20 protein-coding genes are annotated in these 21912 nt (G+C 66.8%); 13 read left to right on the top strand and 7 right to left on the bottom strand.

The annotated features are described in order from the left end of the window. Positions 1–33: 33 nt before the first annotated feature. Positions 34–294 (bottom strand): 30S ribosomal protein S20, encoded by a 261-nt coding sequence (gene rpsT / locus LDO13_RS09810; RefSeq protein ID WP_024365662.1) that lies wholly within the window; start codon positions 292–294, stop codon positions 34–36. 186 nt (positions 295–480) lie between these two features. After that, positions 481–1044 carry a type II toxin-antitoxin system PemK/MazF family toxin gene (locus LDO13_RS09805; RefSeq protein ID WP_224046583.1) on the bottom strand — a complete coding sequence of 188 codons (564 nt, stop codon included), beginning with the start codon at positions 1042–1044 and terminating at the stop codon, positions 481–483. 217 nt (positions 1045–1261) lie between these two features. On the opposite strand from LDO13_RS09805, the gene lepA reads away from it, so the two are divergent. Together lepA and hemW are read left to right on the top strand one after the other, a co-directional pair. Then, a complete protein-coding gene (gene lepA / locus LDO13_RS09800; protein WP_224046582.1) occupies positions 1262–3115 on the top strand; it encodes a translation elongation factor 4 in 1854 nt (617 codons plus the stop codon). 42 nt (positions 3116–3157) lie between these two features. Then, entirely contained in the window at positions 3158–4396 is a 1239-nt protein-coding gene (hemW, locus tag LDO13_RS09795) for a radical SAM family heme chaperone HemW (protein WP_224046581.1), read from the top strand. 119 nt (positions 4397–4515) lie between these two features. Here the strand turns inward: hemW and LDO13_RS09790 are convergent, their stop codons facing one another. Then, complete coding sequence (locus LDO13_RS09790; protein ID WP_224046580.1) at positions 4516–4935, bottom strand: DUF4870 domain-containing protein; 420 nt, start codon at positions 4933–4935, stop codon at positions 4516–4518. A 143-nt stretch (positions 4936–5078) separates the two neighbouring features. Then, the gene (locus tag LDO13_RS09785) at positions 5079–5927 is read right to left on the bottom strand and encodes a DUF3097 domain-containing protein (RefSeq protein WP_224046579.1); all 849 of its coding nucleotides are present in this window, start codon (positions 5925–5927) and stop codon (positions 5079–5081) included. A gap of 231 nt (positions 5928–6158) precedes the next feature. Between LDO13_RS09785 and hrcA the strand changes: the two genes are divergently transcribed. The 3 genes from hrcA to LDO13_RS09770 all read left to right on the top strand — a co-directional run bounded on the left by hrcA (position 6159) and on the right by LDO13_RS09770 (position 9197). Continuing rightward, positions 6159–7172 (top strand): heat-inducible transcriptional repressor HrcA, encoded by a 1014-nt coding sequence (hrcA, locus tag LDO13_RS09780; RefSeq protein WP_224046578.1) that lies wholly within the window; start codon positions 6159–6161, stop codon positions 7170–7172. A 100-nt stretch (positions 7173–7272) separates the two neighbouring features. Continuing rightward, a complete protein-coding gene (gene dnaJ / locus LDO13_RS09775; RefSeq protein ID WP_224046577.1) occupies positions 7273–8400 on the top strand; it encodes a molecular chaperone DnaJ in 1128 nt (375 codons plus the stop codon). 2 nt (positions 8401–8402) lie between these two features. Next, a complete protein-coding gene (locus LDO13_RS09770) occupies positions 8403–9197 on the top strand; it encodes a 16S rRNA (uracil(1498)-N(3))-methyltransferase (protein WP_224046576.1) in 795 nt (264 codons plus the stop codon). A 43-nt stretch (positions 9198–9240) separates the two neighbouring features. Here the strand turns inward: LDO13_RS09770 and LDO13_RS09765 are convergent, their stop codons facing one another. Both LDO13_RS09765 and LDO13_RS09760 read right to left on the bottom strand, forming a co-directional pair. Then, the gene (locus LDO13_RS09765; RefSeq protein ID WP_224046575.1) at positions 9241–10134 is read right to left on the bottom strand and encodes a GerMN domain-containing protein; all 894 of its coding nucleotides are present in this window, start codon (positions 10132–10134) and stop codon (positions 9241–9243) included. Beyond that, entirely contained in the window at positions 10122–10532 is a 411-nt protein-coding gene (locus LDO13_RS09760) for a hypothetical protein (protein WP_224046574.1), read from the bottom strand. Before LDO13_RS09760 ends, LDO13_RS09765 begins: the two co-directional genes overlap by 13 nt. A gap of 103 nt (positions 10533–10635) precedes the next feature. Here LDO13_RS09760 and LDO13_RS09755 point away from each other — a divergent pair, with 103 nt between their 5' ends. From LDO13_RS09755 to LDO13_RS09735, 5 genes are all read left to right on the top strand, one after another. Next, positions 10636–11724, top strand: a complete 1089-nt coding sequence (locus tag LDO13_RS09755; RefSeq protein WP_224046573.1) for a PhoH family protein — start codon at positions 10636–10638, stop codon at positions 11722–11724. After that, a complete protein-coding gene (gene ybeY, locus LDO13_RS09750; protein WP_224046572.1) occupies positions 11721–12194 on the top strand; it encodes an rRNA maturation RNase YbeY in 474 nt (157 codons plus the stop codon). The genes LDO13_RS09755 and ybeY overlap by 4 nt, the downstream gene beginning before the upstream one ends. Then, the gene (locus tag LDO13_RS09745) at positions 12191–13522 is read left to right on the top strand and encodes a hemolysin family protein (RefSeq protein WP_224046571.1); all 1332 of its coding nucleotides are present in this window, start codon (positions 12191–12193) and stop codon (positions 13520–13522) included. The genes ybeY and LDO13_RS09745 overlap by 4 nt, the downstream gene beginning before the upstream one ends. Next, positions 13506–14465 (top strand): GTPase Era, encoded by a 960-nt coding sequence (gene era / locus LDO13_RS09740; protein WP_224046570.1) that lies wholly within the window; start codon positions 13506–13508, stop codon positions 14463–14465. Before LDO13_RS09745 ends, era begins: the two co-directional genes overlap by 17 nt. A 237-nt stretch (positions 14466–14702) precedes the next feature. After that, entirely contained in the window at positions 14703–16154 is a 1452-nt protein-coding gene (locus tag LDO13_RS09735; protein WP_224049745.1) for an LCP family protein, read from the top strand. 113 nt (positions 16155–16267) lie between these two features. Here the strand turns inward: LDO13_RS09735 and LDO13_RS09730 are convergent, their stop codons facing one another. Then, positions 16268–18220, bottom strand: a complete 1953-nt coding sequence (locus tag LDO13_RS09730; RefSeq protein ID WP_224046569.1) for a M13-type metalloendopeptidase — start codon at positions 18218–18220, stop codon at positions 16268–16270. A gap of 252 nt (positions 18221–18472) precedes the next feature. On the opposite strand from LDO13_RS09730, the gene leuA reads away from it, so the two are divergent. From leuA to LDO13_RS09715, 3 genes are all read left to right on the top strand, one after another. Further along, positions 18473–20212 carry a 2-isopropylmalate synthase gene (gene leuA, locus LDO13_RS09725; RefSeq protein ID WP_224046568.1) on the top strand — a complete coding sequence of 580 codons (1740 nt, stop codon included), beginning with the start codon at positions 18473–18475 and terminating at the stop codon, positions 20210–20212. A 93-nt stretch (positions 20213–20305) separates the two neighbouring features. Beyond that, positions 20306–21061: a DNA repair protein RecO gene (gene recO / locus LDO13_RS09720; protein ID WP_224046567.1), complete on the top strand. Its 756-nt coding sequence runs from the start codon at positions 20306–20308 to the stop codon at positions 21059–21061. A gap of 2 nt (positions 21062–21063) precedes the next feature. Beyond that, positions 21064–21891 (top strand): isoprenyl transferase, encoded by an 828-nt coding sequence (locus LDO13_RS09715; protein ID WP_224046566.1) that lies wholly within the window; start codon positions 21064–21066, stop codon positions 21889–21891. Positions 21892–21912 lie beyond the last annotated feature (21 nt).

Genomic DNA, 21912 nt, shown 5'->3' with positions numbered 1-21912 from the left:
CCACAATCATCAGTTCAAGTGAACTGGAAACCTTTAGAGCGCGTTGACCTTCTTGGAGATGGCCGACTTGCGGTTTGCAGCGTTGTTCTTGTGGAGAACGCCCTTGCTGACAGCCTTGTCCAGCTTGCGGCTGGCAGAAAGCAGCGCGGCAGCCGCAGCATCCTTGTCGGTGGACTCAACGGCGGTGTTGACGGCGCGGATGGCCGTCTTCAGCTCGGACTTGACTGCGTTGTTGCGCAGGCGGGCCTTCTCGTTGGTGAGGATGCGCTTCTTCTGGGACTTGATATTAGCCACGTGTGAACTCTCTTTTTCAATGCGGAAAATGGTCTAGAGGGCTTTCAGATTGGCCATTGACTGAGCGGCGTGGGGATACCTATGGCGACCAACCATCTGTGGCCGTCGACCTGCACGGACACACAGCTGTCAATAGTAGCAGAGACGACGCCGCAGGCACGAACAGAGTGGCGATCCGAAGGCCGGTCAGCGCCAGCCGTGGCGGCTCTGCAGGGCCGCGGCGATCACGCTGAAGCTTCCGGCGTCGAGGATGGCGGCCTCGCGCCGGACATCCTGCGGGTTGATCTGCAGGATACGGTCCAGTTTCGCCTCACTGGGGCGCCACTGCCGGTCCCAGGGGCCGGTGCCGATGTCGATGTAGTCGTCCGCGCGGCGGGGGTCGCCGTCGTGGTCCTTGCTGGTCAACATCAGGCCGAGCAGATAGCTCCCGCTCGTGCCCACCAGCAGCACGGGGCGGTCCTTGCCCTTCGAGTGGTCCTCTTCATACGGAACCCAGGTCCAGACAACTTCGCCCGGCTCGGGGCGTCCGTTGGGGGAGGGCGCGTAGGTGACCTTGGCTTTCCCGTGAAAATCGCCGGGGTACCGGCCGGACAGGCCCACGGCGGCCCCGCGCCCGGTACCCGGGCGGGCGGCGGATTTCGCGCCCTTCCCCTTCGTGCCGGTCCCGCGGGGCGCGGCGGCCGGACGCCCCTCCAGGAAGCGCAAGGTACCGCGGATTGCATTGCCGATTGAGCGTAAGTTCCAAGCCATGGTGAAAACCATACCGGCCCGCTCTGGCAGAAAGGCGGGATGAGGGCTCGGGGGTGGCCGGAATCAATCCGACAAAAATGCGGTCCGCAGTGGAATTCAGGAATGCAAACCCACGGGGCCGGACGTGGGAGACTATACGGAGAGAAAGGCGGCACGTCGCAGGATGGGAAACCAGCCCGGCGCCGGTCCGTGGAAAAGCCAACAGTAAGGACCCTGCGTGTCTCCCATGGCCCGCACCGCCCCGGTGCCTGCCGCAACAGATCCGGCCATCATCCGGAACTTCTGCATCATTGCGCACATTGACCACGGCAAATCCACACTGGCCGACCGGATGCTCCAGTACACCGGCGTCGTCCAGTCCCGTGACATGAAGGCCCAGTACCTGGACCGCATGGACATTGAGCGCGAACGCGGCATCACCATTAAGTCCCAGGCAGTCCGTATGCCCTGGGAGCTCGACGGCACCAGCTACGCGCTGAACATGATCGACACCCCCGGGCACGTTGACTTCACCTATGAAGTGTCCCGCTCGCTCGCGGCCTGCGAAGGCGCGATCCTGCTGGTGGACGCGGCACAGGGCATCGAGGCCCAGACCCTCGCTAACCTTTACCTGGCGATGGAAAACAACCTCACGATCATCCCGGTCCTGAACAAGATCGACCTTCCGGCGGCCCAGCCGGAGAAGTACGCGGCGGAACTCGCCAGCCTGATCGGCGGCGACCCCGACGACGTGCTCCGCGTCTCCGGCAAGACCGGCATGGGCGTCGAGGTGCTGCTGGACAAGATCGTCCGCGACCTGCCGGCCCCCGTGGGTGACCCGAACGCCCCGGCCCGTGCCATGATCTTCGACTCCGTCTACGACACGTACCGCGGCGTGGTCACCTACGTCCGGGTGGTGGACGGCATGCTGCACCCCCGCGAACGCATCCAGATGATGTCCACCCGGGCCACGCACGAACTCCTCGAAATCGGTGTCAGCTCACCGGAACCCACCCCTTCCAAGGGCCTCGGCGTCGGCGAAGTGGGCTACCTCATCACCGGCGTGAAGGACGTCCGCCTGTCAAAAGTGGGCGATACCGTCACAAACCTGGCCAAACCGGCCTCCGAGTCGCTTCCCGGCTATGCGGACGCCAAGCCGATGGTCTTCTCCGGCCTGTACCCCCTGGACGGCACGGACTATCCCGTGCTCCGCGATGCGTTGGAGAAGCTGATGCTCAACGACGCCGCGCTCGTCTACGAGCCGGAGACATCGGCCGCCCTGGGCTTCGGCTTCCGCGTGGGTTTCCTGGGGCTGCTGCACCTGGAAATCACGCGTGAGCGGCTCGAACGCGAATACAACCTGGACCTGATCTCCACCGCCCCCAACGTGGAGTACGAGGTGACGCTGGAGGACAAGAAGGTCGTCCACGTCACCAACCCCAGCGAGTACCCCACGGGCAAGGTCGCGGAGGTCCGCGAGCCGATGGTGGCCGCGACCATCCTGGCGCCGAACGAATTTGTCGGCGCCATCATGGAACTGTGCCAGAGCCGGCGCGGCGTCATGGGCGGGATGGACTACCTGTCCGAGGACCGGGTTGAAATCCGGTACCGGCTGCCGCTGGCCGAAATCGTCTTCGACTTCTTCGACATCCTCAAGTCCAAGACCCGCGGCTACGGCTCGCTGGACTGGAAAGCCGACGGCGACCAGGTGGCCGACCTCGTCAAGGTGGACATTATGCTCCAGGGCGAACAGGTTGATGCCTTCTCCGCCATCACGCACCGTGACAAGGCCTACACCTACGGTGTGATGATGACCACCAAGCTCCGCGAGCTCATTCCGCGCCAGCAGTTCGAGGTGCCCATCCAGGCTGCCATCGGCTCCCGGATCATCGCCCGGGAAAGCATCCGCGCCATCCGCAAGGACGTGCTCGCCAAGTGCTACGGCGGCGACATTTCCCGCAAGCGAAAACTGCTGGAGAAGCAAAAAGAAGGCAAGAAGCGCATGAAGATGGTGGGCCGCGTTGAGGTTCCCCAGGAAGCGTTTATTGCCGCCCTCACCACGGACGAGTCCAAGGACAAGGCCAAGAAGTAGCGGTGCCCGTGATAACTGTCCCAATGCTTGCCGGACCCGACCGTGCCTAGCGCCCTTCCGCTGGGCGACCCGGCGCCGTCGGACGGGCTGCTGCCCGGGCAGGCGCTCGAAGGCGCCGCATCCAGGGCCTTCGGGCTGTACGTCCATATCCCGTTCTGCGCTGTGCGCTGCGGCTACTGCGACTTCAACACCTACACGGCCACGGAACTCGGCGGCGGGGCGTCCCAGGACGCCTACGCCGGCACCGCCGTCGCGGAGGTCGACTTCGCGGCAGCCGTTCTGAAGACCAGCGGCCTGCCGGCACGTCCGCTCAGCACGGTTTTCTTCGGCGGCGGGACACCCACGCTCCTCCCGGCCGGAGACCTGGCCAGGATCCTCACCGCCGCCATAGGAGCCTGGGGCCTCGAACCCGGCGCCGAGGTCACCACGGAAGCGAACCCGGACTCGGTTACGCCCGATTCCCTGCAGCTGCTGGCCGACGCCGGCTTCACCCGCGTCTCCTTTGGCATGCAGTCCGCAGTGCCGCACGTTCTGAAGGTCCTGGACCGCACGCACACGCCCAGCCGGGTGCCCCAGGCGGTCCGGTGGGCCCGTGAGGCGGGCCTGGCCGTCAGCCTCGACCTGATTTACGGGACGCCGGGGGAGTCTCTGGCTGACTGGCGTTACTCCTTGGAGACCGCGCTGTCCTACCAGCCGGACCACATCAGCGCCTACGCGCTGATCGTCGAGGAGGGCACCAAGCTCGCCGCGCAGATCCGCCGCGGCGAAGTCCCGGGGATCGACGACGACGACCACGCAGACAAATACGAACTCGCCGACGAACTCATCTCGGCGGCCGGACTGTCCTGGTACGAGGTCAGCAACTGGTCCCGCACCCCGGAGCAGGCCTGCCGGCACAACCTTGCCTACTGGCGTGGCGATGACTGGTGGGGGATCGGCCCGGGCGCGCACTCCCACATGGGCGGCGTGCGCTGGTGGAACGTCAAGCACCCCACGGCCTATGCCAACCGGCTGGGATCGGGGCTTTCGCCGGCAGCAGGCCGGGAGACCCTCGATTCGCAGACCCGCAACGTCGAGCGCGTCATGCTGGAGGCCCGCCTGAATTCCGGGCTGGACATCAGCAGCCTCGGCGGACTCGGTGACACCGGGCGGCACGCCGTCGCCGGGCTTATCGCCGACAGCCTGATTGATCCCGTGGCGGCGTTCCACGGCAGCCTCGTGCTGACCCTCAAGGGCCGGCTGCTCGCAGACGCCGTCGTCCGCAGGATTTTGCCGGACTAGGGTCCGCAAGATCCTGCCCGACCAAGCTGAAAAAGCCGGCCGCCGCCCTGAGGGCAGCGGCCGGCTTTCCTGCTTCGGTCCGGGATTTCGGGACCGTCTGCCTGGGACCGGCTGGAGGGCTACTTGATCCAGCGGAGGTTGAACTCGTAGCGGTGCGGCTGGCCGCGGTTGACGTGGATGCCGGCCGCGACCGAGAAGCAGGTGACGGCGATCCAGATGACCGTGGCGAGGACAGCGAAGATGTTGCCCACCACCGGCACGAAGACCAGCAGGTTGCACAGCACGGCCGCGATCGTGGGCGGCAGCGTGAAGTTCAGGGCTTCCTTGGACTCTTGCGCCGTGAACGGGCCGCGGTCCTTGAAGATCAGGTAGATCAGCAGCGAGGGAACGCAGCCGAGGATGCCGCCGAAGTGAGCCAGCGTGGCCCACTGCCGGTCCTCGCTTGCCGTCAGGGGCAGTGCATTTGCGGGAACGCCATGGTACGGGGGCTGGCCATGGCCGGCCTGGTTGCCGGTGTGTTCGCGTGCGTCATCTGCCACGGTGTCGTCCTTCGGATTGCGGTGGTGCGTTGGTGCCTGGGGGTGCCAGGGCCGCGCCGGGAGCGCAGCCGCCGTTCCAAGAATACTTGGTTCGGCGCGGAATGGAGGATCGGCCCGCTGGCGGCGGCGCCAGGGCAGGCTCCTCAGGGAACGGTGAGGAAGTCGATGACCTCTTCCACCCGGCCCAGCAGGGAGGGTTCCAGGTCGGCGTAGCTGCGGACCGCGCCGAGGAGTTTCTGCCAGCCCAGGCCGATGTCCTCCTTGGTGCTGTGCGGCCAGCCGAAAGCCATCAGGATGCCCGTCTTCCAGTCCACGCCGCGGGGAATCACCGGCCACTTCTCGATCCCCAGCACGGCGGGCCGGATCGCCTGCCAGACATCCACATAGGGGTGCCCGACGATCAGCACGTTGCCGGCCGCGCCGGGGGATGCCATAACGGCGTCCGCGATCCGGGATTCCTTGGAATCGGGAACCAGATGGTCCACCAGGACGCCGAGCCGGCGCCCGGGGCCGGGCCGGAAAGCGGCCACGGCTCCGGCGAGGTCGTCGATGCCGTGCAGCGGCTCGACGACGATGCCCTCCACCCGGAGATCGTCGCCCCAGACCTTCTCGACGAGTTCGGCGTCGTGCTTGCCTTCCACCCAGATCCGGCTCGCCTTGGCGACCTGGGCACGCTGGCCCGCCACACGGACGGAGCCGGAGGCTGTTCTGCTGCCGGCGGCAGCCGCGGCGCCCCGGGGGGCCGGCGGCATCAGCCGGATCGGCTGTCCGTCCAGCAGGAAGCCGAAGCCGAGCCGGAAGGACCGGGACTTGCCGCGGCGGTCCTCCAGGGCGACGACGTGCATCCCGCCGGACTTCTCCACCCGGGTCACGGCGCCCACCCAGCCCGACTGCACATCTTCGAGGACCATTCCGCGCTCCACCGGCACTTCCGGCAGTTGCGTCTTGGCGGGGGCGGACAGGTCCTGCGGGCCCCAGTTCTGGTACGACATCGGTTCCACACTGCTTTGCGATTGGATTGCTACGGCGGGCTGTGCCCGAAAACACCTGCCCCGGGAAGAACGCCCGGAGCGAATCCAATGCTAACAACGCGGCGACTCATATTAGACTGGTTAGCACTTAGGCATGTCGAGTGCTAACCGACAGGCCGTGTGCCAGCAGAGCGTGCGGTGCGGTCGGCGAACGGCGGCACCGGATGCGGGACAGTCGAATGGAGGTGGAGCGTGAGCGAACCACGCAAACTCGAAGTGCTGCGCGCCATCGTGGAGGACTACGTCCATTCACGGGAACCCGTCGGCTCCAAAGCCCTCGTGGAGCGGCACCATCTGGGCGTCTCCAGCGCCACGATCCGCAATGACATGGCGGCCCTGGAGGATGAGGGCCTCATCACGGCCCCGCACACGAGTGCCGGACGCATCCCCACCGACAAGGGCTACCGGCTCTTCGTGGACCAGATTTCGGCGGTCAAGCCGCTCTCACCGGCAGAACGCCGCGCCATCCAGGCCCTGCTGGAAGGCTCCGACGACCTCGACGACGTCCTGGACCGAACCGTCCGGCTGCTCGCGCACCTGACCAACCAGGTCGCCGTCGTGCAGTATCCGCATCTCAGCCGGGCCAAGGTAAGGCACATCGAATTCGTCCTGTTGGCGCCCCGCAAGGTGCTTATCGTGCTGATCGCCGACACCGGCAAAGTGGAACAGCGGGTCATTGACGTGGGGCAGGACTTCGGCGACGAGGCCCTGGCCGAACTCCGCACGCGCTTCCTCAGCGGCCTGTCCGGGACGCCGCTGAACTTGTTGCCGCAGTCGTTGCAGTCCGTGGTCGGCAGTTGCCCGCCCGCGCGGCGCGGCGCGGCGCAGGCGCTGGCCCGCGGCCTCGAGGCGCTGGCCACGAGCAGCCGCGAAGAGCGTATGGTCATGGCCGGAACCGCCAACCTCGCCCGCTCCAACGTGGACTTCCCGCTGAGCATCGGACCGGTGCTGGAAGCCCTCGAGGAACAAGTGGTTATGCTCCGCCTGCTGAGTGACATGGCGGCGGACCCGCGGGGGGTGACGGTCAGCATCGGCCGGGAGAACCCGTATGTCGGACTCGCCGAGGCCTCGGTGGTGGCCACCGGCTACGGTCCGGACGCCACGGCGAAGGTCGGCGTGCTGGGGCCAACCCGGATGGACTATCCCACCACCATGGCCGCCGTCCGAGCGGTGGCCCGCTATCTTTCAAGGATTCTCGGCCCCTGACGGACGGCACACCACGCCCGTCCCGACGTTCCGACACCAGGCTTCTTGCCCCTAACAGGCAGTGCCCCACCGGCAGTACAAAAAGGAAGAGATACAAACTTTGAGCAGCCATTACGACGTTCTTGGAGTCTCCCGCGAAGCTACGGGCGAAGAAATCAAGAAGGCCTACCGCAAGCTGGCGCGGACCCTGCACCCGGACGTGAACCCCGGGGATGACGCCTCGGACCGGTTCAAGGCCGTCACCCACGCCTACGAGGTGCTGTCCGATCCGCAGAAGCGCAGGGTCTACGACACCACCGGCAATGAGAACGGCACCGACAACGGTTTCGGCGGCGGCAGCTACTCCGGCCAGGGCTTCGCGTTCCAGGACATTTTCGAAACCTTCTTCGGCGCCGGCGGCCAGGCCGGACCGGCCTCACGCGTCCGCCGCGGCCAGGACGCGCTGATCAGCGTCCGGATCGACCTCCGCGACGCCGTGTTCGGCGTCAACAAGAAACTCGAAGTCGACACGGCTGTCACCTGCCCCACCTGTGAGGGCTCGTGCTGCCGTGAAGGCAGCCACCCGGAACGCTGCGACATCTGCGGCGGCAGCGGCCAGGTCCAGCGCGCCGTCCGTTCCATCCTCGGCCAGGTCATGACCACCGCGCCCTGTGGTTCCTGCGAGGGCTTCGGCACGGTCATCAAGGACCCCTGCAACGAATGTGCAGGCCAGGGCCGGATCCGCAGCCGGCGCTCCCTGACGGTGAAGGTTCCCGCCGGAGTTGCCACCGGCACCCGCATCCAGCTCTCCGGCCAGGGCGAGGCCGGCCCCGCCGGCGGCCCCGCCGGCGATCTGTACGTGGAGATCCGGGTCAACAACGACGCCACCTACGTGCGCGACGGCGACGACCTGCACGCCAGCCTCAACATCCCCATGACGGCGGCAGCGCTGGGCACTGAACTCACCCTCGACACCTTCGACGGCCAGCAGGAGATTGACGTCAAGGCAGGCACCCAGTCCGGTGAGGTCATCACGCTGCGCGGACTCGGCGTCACCCACCTTCGCGGCTACGGCCGCGGTGACCTCAAGGTCCACCTCCAGGTGGACACCCCCGCCAAGCTCGACGCCGCCCAGGAGGACCTGCTCCGCCAGCTCGCGAAGCTGCGCGGCGAGCAGTTCACCGAAGGAAAGCTCGCCGCGAGCGGCGGGGTTTTCGCGAAGCTCCGGGACCGGCTCGGTAACCTGTAGCGGTGAGCAACCCGGTCTTTTTCACTGCCCCCGGCACCCTCGACGGGCTGGTTCCCGGCTCCGTCTTCACTCTTGACGGACCTGAGGCCCGCCACGCGGTCACGGTGAAGCGCCTTGCCGTCGGGGAAGCCGTGGACATCGCCGACGGCGCCGGCAAGCGCCTGACCGGCACCGTCGCGGCCGTCGCCCCGAACGAGCTGTCGGTCACGTGCTCCGAACTCTCCGACGAGCCCCGGCCCGCGGTCCGGCTCGTCCTGGTCCAGGCCCTCGCAAAGGGCGACCGGGACGAGCTCGCCGCGGAGACCGCGACCGAACTCGGAATCGACGCGGTTGTGCCCTGGCAGGCCGAACGGTCGATCGTCCGCTGGAAGGCCGAGCGTGCGGCGAGGGCCCACGCCAAGTGGCAGTCCGTCGTCACTGCGGCGGCCAAGCAGGCCCGTCGTGCGTGGATCCCGGAAGTCCGCTCCGCCGTCGACGGCGCCGGACTGCAGGCTGCGGTGGCCGCCGCGGATCTCGCCATCATCCTGCACGAGGACGCCGTGCGTCCGCTGCGGCAGGTCCTGGAGGCCTGGCAGGCGGCCAACTCCGCTGGTGACTTGTCCGACGGCGACGGGTCCGGCGCGGGCGGCGAGGTACTGCTGATAGTGGGGCCCGAGGGCGGCATCAGCCCGCGTGAAGTGACCAGGCTCTGCGACGCCGGCGCCGTGACGGCCCTGCTGGGACATCATGTGCTGCGTTCGTCCACAGCAGGTCCCGCAGCGACAGTACTCGCCAGCGACATCCTGGGCCGCTGGTAGCCCGGGTTCAGCTCAAAAGTCGATGCTGGTTCGGCAGCGGTGCCTATTTGACCGTGAAGCCGCGGGTATCGATGTTCAGGTCTTTTGCAGCGTTGCCGTCCTCCAGCTGGGACACCCGGACCTCGTAGTTGCCCGGTCCAAGATTCACCGAGACGCTGAAGGCGCCCGACTGGCCGGCCTCAGCCGACGCCGTGACCGTCCCGTTCAGGTAGCTGGTCTTGACGCTGCCGTCGATCCGCAGGATCTCCCACCGGAGTTCGCCTCCCGGAGCCGTGCTGCGCCCGGAGACCTTGACCGCGCCGTCCTGGACTGAAGTCCCTTCCTGGGGGTCAATGATCCACACCGGGGCGACCATCCCGGCGCTGCGCGACGTCGGGGAGCCGAGGCGGACGTGGTTGAAGGCGACGTAGTCGGTATGGCCGTCCACGAGCACCACCACCTGAATCTGCTGGCCGGAGTCGATCAGTCCCGCACTGGCGGCGGCCGCCGTCGCGGTGTACACGAGCTGCTGGACCGCGCGCTCGGCCATGGCGGGATCCACGTTGCTGTTGAAAGCGTCCGCTGACATGTCGACGGTGATGACATTCTTGCCCGAAATGGAGGTGGCCAGCTTCTTGGGGTTCTGCCAGGGAGTGAAGAAGTCCGGATCGAGCGGCTTCTGCGACATCATGACCCGCAGGGCCCGGGTGACCGGGTTGTCCTGTTCCGGGACATCCCGGAATTCCCGGTAGAGGAACGTGTTGTCATTGCTCCGGCCGATCCAGTAGACCGGCGCCTTGTTGGATGCCTGGGTCGTCTCCAGCGGCGCGCTGGTGGTCGCCGCCGATGCCTGGGCGGACACGACCTGCGACGGAGAGTTGGAGTTCGTGATGCCGGACTGGGGCGTGGCCACGCAGCCGGACAGGACCAGCGCCGCAGGCAGCATTAGCAGCAGCATGCGCGGTCGTATCCGCGCGCCTGCTGCTGTTGTCTGTCCCATCCCGCGTTGCCTGATTGCCGCTGCCCTTGTCTGCTCTGGTTTGTCTGGTTCGTCTGGTTCGTCTGCTTGACCGTGCCCGCCGCCCGGCTGCAAATGCCGTGCAGGTAGCTGATTTCCAGCATCGCATACGGGTCCGGCGCGGAACGGGGGATTCGGCAGGAGGGCCGGAACTGCAACGGGAACGATATGAGGCCGATGCGAAGTTGATACCAAAATCCGGAAACAAAGTCGGAAATGGTTGCCAGACAGCCGGCCGGGCTGCCCGACAGGCCGTCGCCCGGCGGCATACGCAGCCGGCCACTGGCGTAAGATAGGAGGACCCGCTGACCCCGGAACCAGAAGGCGAGCCACAACAAGCACCGCCTTCACAACAAGCCTTCACCACAAGCACCGTGGGGCCGGATCAGGGGGCAGACCATTTCCGAACTGGAGGGGACCAGAGGCCCGCGGGCCAACACCATGACTGAAGCAACGAACGGCAAGGCCCGGATCAGCGCTGGAGAGCGCTCCGCAGGTGAATTCCCCCACTCCCTACCAGGGCTGCGGACGGAGGTAGTCCTGTTCGACAGCTCCGATCAGATGGTCCAGTCCCTTGGCAGTCATGACGAGGCCCTGCGCTTTATTGAGGCCCAGTTCCCGGCCGTCGACTTCCATGTCCGCGGCAACGAGCTCGCGATCAGCGGGCCGGCCGCGGACGTGCCGCGGATCATGCGCCTGCTCAACGAGGTCCGTGGCCTCGTCGCCAGGGGCACCATCATCACGCCCGCTGTCCTGCAGCAGCTCGTATCAATGCTCCGGACCCAGTCCCTGCAGAACCCGGTCGAGGTGCTCACGCACAACATCCTTTCGAGCCGCGGCAAGACGATCCGGCCGAAGACGCTGAACCAGAAGAACTACGTCGACGCGATAGACGCCAACACGGTGATCTTCGGCATCGGTCCGGCGGGTACCGGCAAGACGTACCTGGCGATGGCCAAGGCTGTCCAGGCGCTGCAGCAAAAGGAAGTCACGCGGATCATCCTGACCCGTCCCGCCGTCGAGGCGGGGGAGCGGCTCGGATTCCTGCCCGGCACGCTCAGCGACAAGATCGACCCCTACCTGCGGCCGCTCTACGACGCCCTGCACGAAATGATGGACCCCGAATCCATCCCCCGGCTGATCGCGGCCGGGACCATCGAGGTGGCCCCGCTGGCCTACATGCGCGGACGCACGCTCAATGACGCCTTCATCATCCTGGACGAGGCCCAGAACACCACTCCGGAGCAGATGAAGATGTTCCTCACCCGTTTGGGCTTCGGCTCGAAAATGGTGGTCACCGGGGACGTTACGCAGGTGGACCTTCCCTTCGGGACCCGGTCCGGGCTCCGGATCGTCGAGGAAATCCTGCAGGGCATCGAGGACGTCAACTTCACAGTCCTGGACGCCTCCGACGTCGTCCGGCACCGCTTGGTGGGCGACATCGTGACCGCCTACAGCGTATGGGACGAGATCCAGCGAAACCGGGTCAAACACTCCGTGGCACGCGACAAGCGGGGAGAAGACGCATGAGCATCGAGGTCAACAACGAATCCGGCGTTACGGTCGACGAGGCCGAGCTGGTGCAGCTGTCCCGGTTCATTTTCGAACGACTCTTCATCCACCCGCAGGCCGAGCTGTCCATCCTGCTCGTGGACGAACCGGCCATGGAGAAGCTGCACATCGAACTGATGGACGAGCCGGGCTCCACCGACGTGCTCTCGGTGCCGATGGATGAGCTGACGCCAGGCACGCCGGACAAACCAACGCCCCAGGGCATGCTCGGCGACATCGCCATCTGCCCGCAGGTCGCGGAGGTCCAGGCGATGAACGCCGGCCACACCACCCAGGACGAAATGCTGCTCCTCACGACGCACGGCATCCTGCACCTGCTCGGCTTCGATCATGCCGAACCGGAGGAGAAGGAGGAGATGTTCGGCCTCCAGCGTGAACTGCTCTCTGCCTTCACCGGCAAAGACGCCCCGTCAGAGACGATTCAGTGACGCCACTGATCCTCGCCGGCATGGCGCTGGTCTTCCTGAGCTTTGCCGCGTTCCTGACCGCAGCCGAATCTGCCTTCAACTACCTTTCCCGGCATGATGCCGAGGCCGCCATTCTGCAGAGCCGCGGTCCCGCGCTGAAACGCATCATGGCGCAGCCAGTGGCGCACATGCGTGCCCTGCGGTTCTGGCGGATCTGGTTCGATATGGCCTCCGCCGTCGCCGTGACGGTGCTGTTGACCAGCCTGCTTGAGAACATCTGGCTCGCGGGGCTGATCGCCACCGGAATCATGGCGCTGCTGGGCTTCGTGATTGTGGGCGTGTCCCCCCGGCAGCTCGGCCGGGTCCACTCGGCCGGCCTCGTCCGCTTCAGCGCCCCCCTGATCCGCTGGCTGTGCTGGGTGCTTGGGCCGATTCCGGGCTGGCTGGTCGCCCTGGGCAGCGCCGTGGCCCCCGGGGCACCCGCGGACAACGAGGCGTTCTTCAGCGAAGAGGAATTCCGGGAACTGGTGGACCGCGCCACGGAGTCCGACGTGATCGAGGACAACGAGGCCGAGCTGATCCAGTCCGTGTTCGACTTCGGCGACACACTGGTCCGCTCCGTCATGGTGCCCCGCACCGACATCCTCTGCATCGACTCGGGGTCCAGCCTGCGCCGGGCCATGTCGCTGTTCCTGCGCTCGGGCTATTCCCGGATCCCGGTGATCGGCGAGAACACGGACCAGGTCCTTGGCATCGTGTACCTCAAGGACGTGGCCGCCGTCATCCATAACCTCCGCCCCGGCGAGGTGCCCCCTGTCGTGGACGAGCTGGCCCGGGAGGTCCGCTACGTGCCGGACTCGAAGCCGGTGAGCGAGCTGCTGCGCGAACTGCAGAAGGAATCGACGCACGTCGCGATTGTGATCGACGAGTACGGCGGCACCGCCGGACTGGTCACCCTCGAGGACCTCATTGAGGAAATCGTCGGCGAGATCGTTGACGAGTACGACACCGAAAGCGCGGAAGCGGTGGAGCTCGGCGACGGAAGTTACCGGGTGAGCGCGCGGATGAGCATCGATGACCTCGGTGAGCTCTTCGACTTGGAGCTCGACGACGACGAAGTGGACACCGTGGGCGGCCTGCTCGCCAAAGCCCTCGGCCGGGTCCCGATCGTCGGCAGCACCGTGGAGGTCCACGGGCTGTCCCTCCGTGCCGACCGGCTCGAGGGCCGGCGGAACCGCGTCAGCCACATCATTGCGGCAGCCGTACCAAAAGAAGAAACTGACCTTGAAGACCTTCTCGACGAGGCCGCACCAATCCAACAGGGAGTCTCACGTGAGCAAGCAGAATAAGTCCGACGGCGCAGCTGCCGATGGCGGCTACCGCGCCGGTTTCGCGGTGCTGGTCGGGCGGCCCAACGCGGGCAAGTCCACCCTGACCAACGCCCTGGTCGGCCAGAAGGTCGCGATCACCTCTGCCAAGCCGCAGACGACGCGCCACACCATCCGCGGCATCGTCCACCGGGACGACGCGCAGCTGATCCTGGTGGACACCCCGGGCCTGCACCGCCCGCGCACCCTGCTGGGAAAGCGGCTGAATGAACTGGTCGCCGACACCCTCGCCGAGGTTGATGCGATCGGCTTCTGCCTTCCCGCCAACGAGAAGATCGGCCCGGGCGACAAGTTCATCGCCGCCCAGCTCGCCGCGATCGGCAACAAGCCGGTCATCGCGATCGTCACGAAAGCCGACACCGTGGACCGGCAGGCCCTCACCGAGCAGCTGCTCGCCGTCGCAGCCCTGGGCCGCGACGTGATCGGCGAGGACGGCTGGAAGGACATCGTCCCGGTCTCCGCCACCGACGGTTTCCAGGTCGGCACGCTGGCCGATGTACTGATCAGCCACATGCCGCCGTCGCCGCCCCTGTATCCGGACGGCCACCTGACGGACGAACCGGAAGCCGTGATGATCGCCGAGCTCATCCGGGAAGCCGCGCTGGAAGGCGTACGCGACGAACTGCCGCACTCCCTGGCCGTCGTCGTCGACGAGATCGTTCCGCGGGAGGGCCGGCCCGAAGACAGGCCGTTCCTCGACGTCCGCGTCAACCTCTTCGTGGAACGGCCGTCCCAGAAGGCCATCATCATCGGGAAGGGCGGGGCCCGGCTCCGCGAGGTCGGCACCAACGCCCGCAAGGGGATCGAGGCGCTGCTCGGCGCCCGCATCTACCTCGATCTGCACGTGAAGGTCGCCAAGGACTGGCAGCGCGACCCGAAGCAGCTCGTGAAGCTGGGTTTCTAGGCGCACGCCGGACCGACCTCGGCGCCTGCGCCGCTCCCACGGAGGACACCATCGGGGAATTCCCAGATTCGGAGTCTAAAATGGATGAACCCGTTCGTGAAAGTAGGCTCAACTGTGTCCCGACCCCGTGAAGACCGCGCAGGCGGAACCGGATCCCCGGTTCGGCCAGGTTCTGCCGCCCGGCACACGGATGATCCCGCCGTCGGGCCGGCACGGCATCTCGGTGCGGCGCGCGGCATGCCCGGCTGGCTGAAAATCGGGACGGTTGTGGTGTCTGTCCTGCTCGTTGGTGTGATTGCCTTCGGCGCCTACTGGGCGGTCCGGCTGCAGGGAAACATCAGCAAGGCCGCCCTGGGCGCCGGCGGTGACAAGACGGAAGGCGCGGTCGACAATTCGCGGGACCGGATGCAGATCCTGATTCTCGGCTCCGACACCCGCGACGGCAAGAACGCGCAGTACGGCACCTCCGACGACGCCACCGGCTACGGGCATTCCGACGTCATGATGCTCATGGACATCTCCGCGGACAACAAGCGCGTCAGCGTGGTTAGTTTCCCCCGCGACCTGCTGGTGGACACGCCGAAATGCACCGACCAGGAATCCAAGAAGGAGTTCCCGGCGCAGAAGAACGTGATGATCAACGCCGCCATGTCCGAGGCGGGCATTGGCTGCGCCGTGGACACGGTCAACAAACTCACGGGCCTGGAGATCGACCACTTCATGATGGCCGACTTCAACGCGGTCAAGGAACTCTCGAACACTGTGGGCGGCGTGGACGTGTGCATCAGCGACGCCGTGTACGACCCCGATTCGAAGCTGCGGCTCCCCAAGGGGACGTCCAAGGTCCAGGGCGAGCAGGCGCTGGCGTTCCTGCGCGCCCGGCACGCCTTCGCCGACGGCGGCGACCTCGGCAGGATCAAGGCCCAGCAGGGCTTCCTGTCCTCCCTGACGCGGAAGATGAAGGATGACGGCACCTTGTCGAACCCCGGCAAGATGCTGGAAATCGCCGACGTCGTTACCAAGAACCTGACCATCGACGAGGGCATGGCCTCCATTCCCACGCTGCTGACCGTCGGGAACCGGCTGAAGAACATCGACGTCGGCAAGGTTGCGTTCGTGGCGGTGCCGACTGTGCCGGCGGCCAGCGACCCGAACCGCCTGCAGGTCGCGGAGCCTGCTGCTTCCCAGCTCTTCGCCGCGATGCGCAAGGACATCGACCTGACGGACCCGACGGCGACGCCCAGCCCGTCTGCCGCCCCGGACGCGAGTGCCAGCGCCGAGCCGGCACCGAGCGAGACGGCCGCCGCGTACGACAAGACGCTGCAGCCGGTCACGGTGGCTAACGGTTCCGGGACTCCGGCGCGGACCCAGGAGATCATCAAGGTCCTGACCGCCGGCGGCTTCACCCAGCTCGGCCAGCTCGCGGCAAAGCCCGTAGCGGCCACCGCGGTGTATTACGGCGAGGGTTTCGCCGACGTTGCAGCGGACGTTGCCGCGGTGCTGGGCATTCCGGCGCAGCAGGTGCTGCCGGCGGCCGGTGTCGCCGGCGTCCAGGTCTACCTGGGCAGCGACCGCGTAGGGGGTACCCCAGGCGGGGACGCCCCGGTGCAGCTGCCCAACGACATCGTGAACCAGACCGCCGGCGACGTCGTCTGCCAGCAGGCCAACCCGTATCTGATCACCCGCTGACGACGCGCTTCCACGGAGCGCCGGCAACCAGGCAGGACCTGGCAACCAAGAAGGGCCGGCCGCGGGATAAGGTTCCCGCGGCCGGCCCTTGCCGTTAGCTTCGGCAGGTTCTCCTACCAGATGCTGACGCGCTCGGCCGCGGGCATCCACATGCCGTCCCGCTCCGTGGTCCCGAAGGCCTCGTGGAAGGCATCGAGGTTCCGGGCAATCTGGTTGGTGCGGAACTCGTTCGGGGAGTGCGGATCCGTGGCGAGCCTGCGGATCGCTTCCTCGCTCCGCATGACCTGCCGCCAGCTGGCAGCCCAGGACGCGAAGAAGCGCTGCACACCCGTCAGGCCGTCCAGGACCGGCGGCTCCTGGCCGTCGAGGCTGATCAGGTAGGCCTTGTACGCGATCGCCAGGCCGCCGAGGTCGCCGATGTTTTCGCCGAGGGTCAGCTTGCCGTTGACGTTGTGCCCGGGCGCCGCGGTGGGGGAGAGCGCATCGAACTGGGCGACAAGCTTCGAGGTCAGCGACTCGAAGGCTGTGCGGTCGCCCTCCGTCCACCAGTTGCGGAGCAGGCCGCTGCCGTCGTACTGGGAGCCCTGGTCGTCGAAGCCGTGGCCGATTTCGTGGCCGATGACGGCACCGATGCCCCCGTAGTTGACGGCATCGTCGGCGTCGGCGGTGAAGAACGGCGGCTGCAGGATGGCGGCCGGGAACACGATTTCGTTGAGTAGCGGGTGGTAGTACGCGTTCACCGTCTGCGGCGTCATCAGCCACTTCTCCCGGTCGACGGGCTTGCCCACCTCGTCCAGGTGCCGGTCGACGTCGGCGCTGTGCGCGCGCTCCACATTGCCCAGCAGGTCCGAAGGATCGATCTCCACGGCGGAATAGTCGATCCACTTGTCCGGGAAGCCGATCTTGGCCCGGAAGGAATCGAGCTTCTTGAGCGCCTCGTGCTTGGTGTCCTCGCCCATCCAGGCGAGACCCGTGATGGATTCGCGGTAGGCCTCGATCAGGTTCGCCACCAGCGACTCCATGCGCGCCTTGTGGGTTTCCGGGAAATGCCGGGCAACGTAGATCTGGCCGACCGCCTCGCCGAGCGCGGCCTCCACGACGGCGACGCCGCGCTTCCACCGGTCCTTGTTGCGCGGAGTGCCGCTGAGCGTGGTGCCGTAGAAGGCGAAGTTCGCATCAACAAAGGCCGACGACAGGTACGGTGCGGCCGCGCTGACGACCCGCATGGCCAGCCATTCCTGCCAGACGGACAGCGGTTCGGAGTCCAGCAGCGACGCCGCTCCGGCGAAGAAGTCCGGCGTGCTCACAACGAGGTCCGCCCGCTTCTCCGGTGCGATGCCGGCGGCGTCGAACCACGTGGCGAGAAGCGGGAAGAGTTGCGCCGCCTCGTCCGCGGTCTTCAGGTTGTACGTCTTCTGCGGGTCACGCAGCGTGACGTTGTCCCAGTGGTGCGAGGCCAGCGCGGTCTCCAGTTCCACGACGCGGCCTGCCGCGTCCTCCGGGCCTGTGACACCGGCCAGGCCGAAGACCGCCTGCACATGCTCCCGGTAGGCCTGGACCATCGGCGCGAACTTTTCCTCGCGGTAGTACGACTCATCCGGCAGGCCCAGGCCGCCCTGGCCGGTGTAGAGCAGGATCCGGTCCGGGTTCCCGGCGTCGGGGGCGGGATAGATGTAGAACAGGCCGCCCACGTCCGCGCGGAACAGCCGGCCGGCCAAAGCCACGAGATCGGCGGCTGACTCCGTGGCGAACACCTCGGCGAGCCGCTGCCTGATCGGGTCCAGCCCCTTGGCCTCCACGGCAGCCTCGTCCAGGAAGCTGTTGTAGAGGTCGCCGATTTTCTGCTCGATCCCGGTGGAGTCCGCGCCGCGGGCCGCCGCGTCCTCGATGATCTCCTTGACCGCGAGTTCCGAGCCGTCCCGCAGCGCCGTGAACGTCCCCTCCAGGGGCCGGTCATCCGGAATCTCAGTGTTCTTGAGCCAGGCGCCGTTGACATGCTGGTACAGGTCATCCTGAGGCCTGACACTGGCGTCGATATTGGACAGGGCGATCCCCGAAAGTGGCACAGATGCTCCTTTGAGAAGCAGCCCGGCACCGCCTTATTACACGTGGCCGGTCTGCATGGTGGACGTTGCGGAGGTATGGCTCCTTCATCTTACGCACCCGTGTTACTGTGAAAAGGTGCGCGCAGAACTGCTCCTTCTTAGCTGCCGCGGCGAGGCCTCAGACGCGATCTAGCGCAAGGCCCACCCTCGCTGCGGAGTTTGTGTTGCCCGGCCACCCTTTCACCAGGAATCACAGAAAAGGCCCCGATTGTAATGCGAAACGCACAGAAGTCCTCAGGAATGCCCGTCCACCGCTACGTCCCGTTCCAGGACATCATCACTGTTGAACTGCCGGACCGCACCTGGCCGGACAAGGTCATCACCAAGGCCCCGCGCTGGTGCGCCGTGGACCTGCGCGACGGCAACCAGGCCCTGATCGACCCGATGAGCCCCGCCCGCAAGCTGAAGATGTTCCAGCTGCTGGTCCGGATGGGCTACAAGGAAATCGAAGTCGGTTTCCCCTCCGCCTCGCAGACCGACTTCGACTTCGTCCGGCAGCTGATCGAGGGAAACCACATCCCGGACGACGTCACCATCCAGGTCCTGACCCAGGCCCGCGAGCACCTGATCGAGCGGACCTACGAGTCGCTCGTCGGCGCCAAGCAGGCCATCGTGCACCTGTACAACTCGACGTCGGTCCTGCAGCGCCGGGTGGTCTTCAACCAGGACGAAGACGGCATCCTGGACATCGCCCTGCAGGGCGCGCGGCTGTGCAAGAAGTACGAGGAGACGCTGCAGGACACCCACATCACCTACGAGTACTCGCCGGAATCCTTCACCGGGACCGAGCTGGAGTACGCCGTCCGGGTCTGCAACGCCATTGCCGATGTGTTCGAAGCCTCCGCCGACAGCCAGGTCATCATCAACCTGCCGGCCACGGTGGAAATGGCCACCCCCAACGTCTACGCCGACTCGATCGAGTGGATGAGCCGCAACCTGCACCCGCGGGAAGGCATCATCCTGTCCCTGCACCCGCACAATGACCGCGGCACCGGCGTCGCGGCAGCGGAACTGGGCTACCTGGCGGGCGCGGACCGGATTGAAGGCTGCCTGTTCGGCAACGGCGAGCGGACCGGCAACGTGGACCTGGTGACACTGGGCCTGAACATGTTTGTCCAGGGCGTCGACCCCATGATCGACTTCTCCGACATCGATGAGGTCCGCCGCACCGTGGAGTACTGCAACCAGCTGCCGGTGGCCGAGCGCGCACCTTACGGCGGGGACCTCGTCTTCACCGCCTTCTCCGGCTCGCACCAGGACGCCATCAAGAAGGGCCTGGAAGCCCTGGAGAAAGACGCCGCCGCGGCCGGCAAGGACGTGGCCGACTACCCCTGGCAGGTCCCGTACCTGCCGGTCGACCCGAAGGACCTGGGCCGCAGCTACGAGGCCGTCATCCGGGTCAACTCCCAGTCCGGCAAGGGCGGCGTCGCCTACCTGCTCAAGAACGAGCACAACCTGGACCTGCCGCGTCGCGCGCAGATCGAATTTTCCGGCGTCATCCAGAAGCAGACCGACACCATGGGCGGCGAGGTCAGCGGCGCCCAGCTCTGGCAGGTCTTCCAGGATGAATACCTGCCCTCCGGCGCGGCCGACGAGCAGTGGGGACGCTATGCCCTCGGCCCGTTCAGCACCGAGACGGACGAGGACGGCTCGATGACGCTGCACGCGGCACTCAAGATCGACGGCGCCCAGGTCCACCGCACCGGCACCGGCAACGGTCCGATCGCCGCACTGCTGAGCATCCTGCGCGAAGACGGCGTCGACGTCCGGGTGCTGGACTACAGCGAACATGCCCTGTCCGAAGGCGGCAGCGCCCTTGCCGCGGCGTACGTCGAATGCGCCGTGGGTGAACGCGTGCTGTGGGGCGTCGGCATCGACGCCAACACGTCCACCTCGTCGCTGAAGGCCGTCATCTCGGCCGTGAACCGGGCCATCCGGGACGTCCGCGCCTAAGCTGTCAGCCGCTGCGCCGCCGGTCCGTCCGGCGGCGCAGCGCTGTTCTTCCTGAAAGGCAACGTTTCTTCTGATGCAGTGCGAAGATTAACCGTGGCCCAACCATCCTCCTTTTCTTCCCGCGCCTACCGTGACGACGGCGTCGTGCTGCGCACCCACAAGCTGGGCGAGGCGGACCGCATCATCACCATCCTGACCAAGCACCACGGCCAGGTCCGCGCGGTGGCCAAAGGAGTCCGGCGCACGTCCAGCCGCTTCGGCGCCCGCCTCGAGCCTTTTATGGTCGCCGACCTCCAGCTGATATCCGGCCGCACGCTGGACATCGTCACGCAGGCCGTCGCCAAGGGGGCCTACGGCGGCAGTATCGCCGCGGACTACGGCCGCTACACGGTCGCCGCCGCCATGACCGAGACGGCGGAAAAGCTCACCGACGTCGACGGCGAAGCGGGCACCGCCCAATACAACCTCCTCGTCGGCGCACTGGCCTCGCTGAGCCGCGGCGACCACACCCCGGAACTCATCCTCGATTCCTACCTGCTGCGCGCCCTCGCCACCGGCGGCTGGGCGCCGAGCTTCACCGACTGCGCCCGCTGCGGTGCCCGCGGTCCGCACACCGCGTTCTCGGCGCCGCTGGGTGGCATGGTGTGCGCCGACTGCCGCCCGCCGGGATCCCCGGCACCCGCCGCGGAGACAGTGCTCCTGCTGGGTGCGCTGCTGACGGGGGACTGGACGACGGCGGACGCGTCAGTCCCCTTGCACCGCCGCGAGGCGGCCGGCCTGGTGGCCAGTTACCTGCAGTGGCATCTCGAACGTGTCCTTAAGTCCCTCAAACATGTGGAGCGAACGTAACTGTGGCGTTGGGTAAAAAGAAGAATCCGGTCCGGCAGCGGAGCACCCCCGTGGTGAGCCCGTACCCGCACCCCTCCGGTGCCGTTCCTCCGGCCATCCCGGCGGAGTTCATTCCGCGGCACGTCGCGATTGTGATGGACGGCAACGGCCGCTGGGCCAACCAGCGCGGCCTGCCCCGGATCGAGGGCCACAAGGCGGGGGAGCCCGCCCTGCTGGACGTGATGGCCGGAGCGATCGAACTTGGCATCGAGCACGTGAGTGTCTATGCCTTCTCAACGGAGAACTGGCGCCGCTCGCCTGAAGAAGTCCGTTTCCTGATGGGATTTAACAAAGATGTGCTACGTCGGCAGCGCAACCAGCTGGATGAATGGGGTGTACGGATCCGATGGTCCGGACGGCGGCCGAGGCTGTGGGGATCGGTGATCCGGGAGCTGGAGGAGGCCGAGGACTTCACCCGCGGAAACAGCACCTGCACCCTGAACATGTGTGTTAACTACGGGGGCCGCGCCGAAATCGCCGATGCAGTGTCCGCGATCGCGGAGGAGGTGGCCGCGGGCCGGCTCAAGCCGGGGGCCATCACCGAGAAGACGATCCAGAAATACCTGGACGAGCCGGACCTGCCGGACGTGGACCTGTTCCTGCGCAGCTCCGGCGAGCAGCGGCTGTCCAACTTCATGCTCTGGCAGTCGGCCTACGCCGAATTTGTCTTCCTGGACACGCTGTGGCCCGACGTGGACCGGCGCACACTGTGGGATGCCGTCGAGATCTATGCGCAGCGGGACCGCCGCTACGGCGGCGCGGTGGACGCGGCCCCCGCCGGCCCGGCCTGACGCCCGGGAGCCACCCCGCGC

The sequence above is a fragment of the Arthrobacter sp. NicSoilB4 genome (genome assembly GCF_019977335.1).
In the GTDB taxonomy this organism is placed as follows: domain Bacteria; phylum Actinomycetota; class Actinomycetes; order Actinomycetales; family Micrococcaceae; genus Arthrobacter.
The sequence above is the reverse complement of the archived record's forward strand: the minus strand, read 5'-3'. Positions and strand labels throughout refer to the sequence as shown.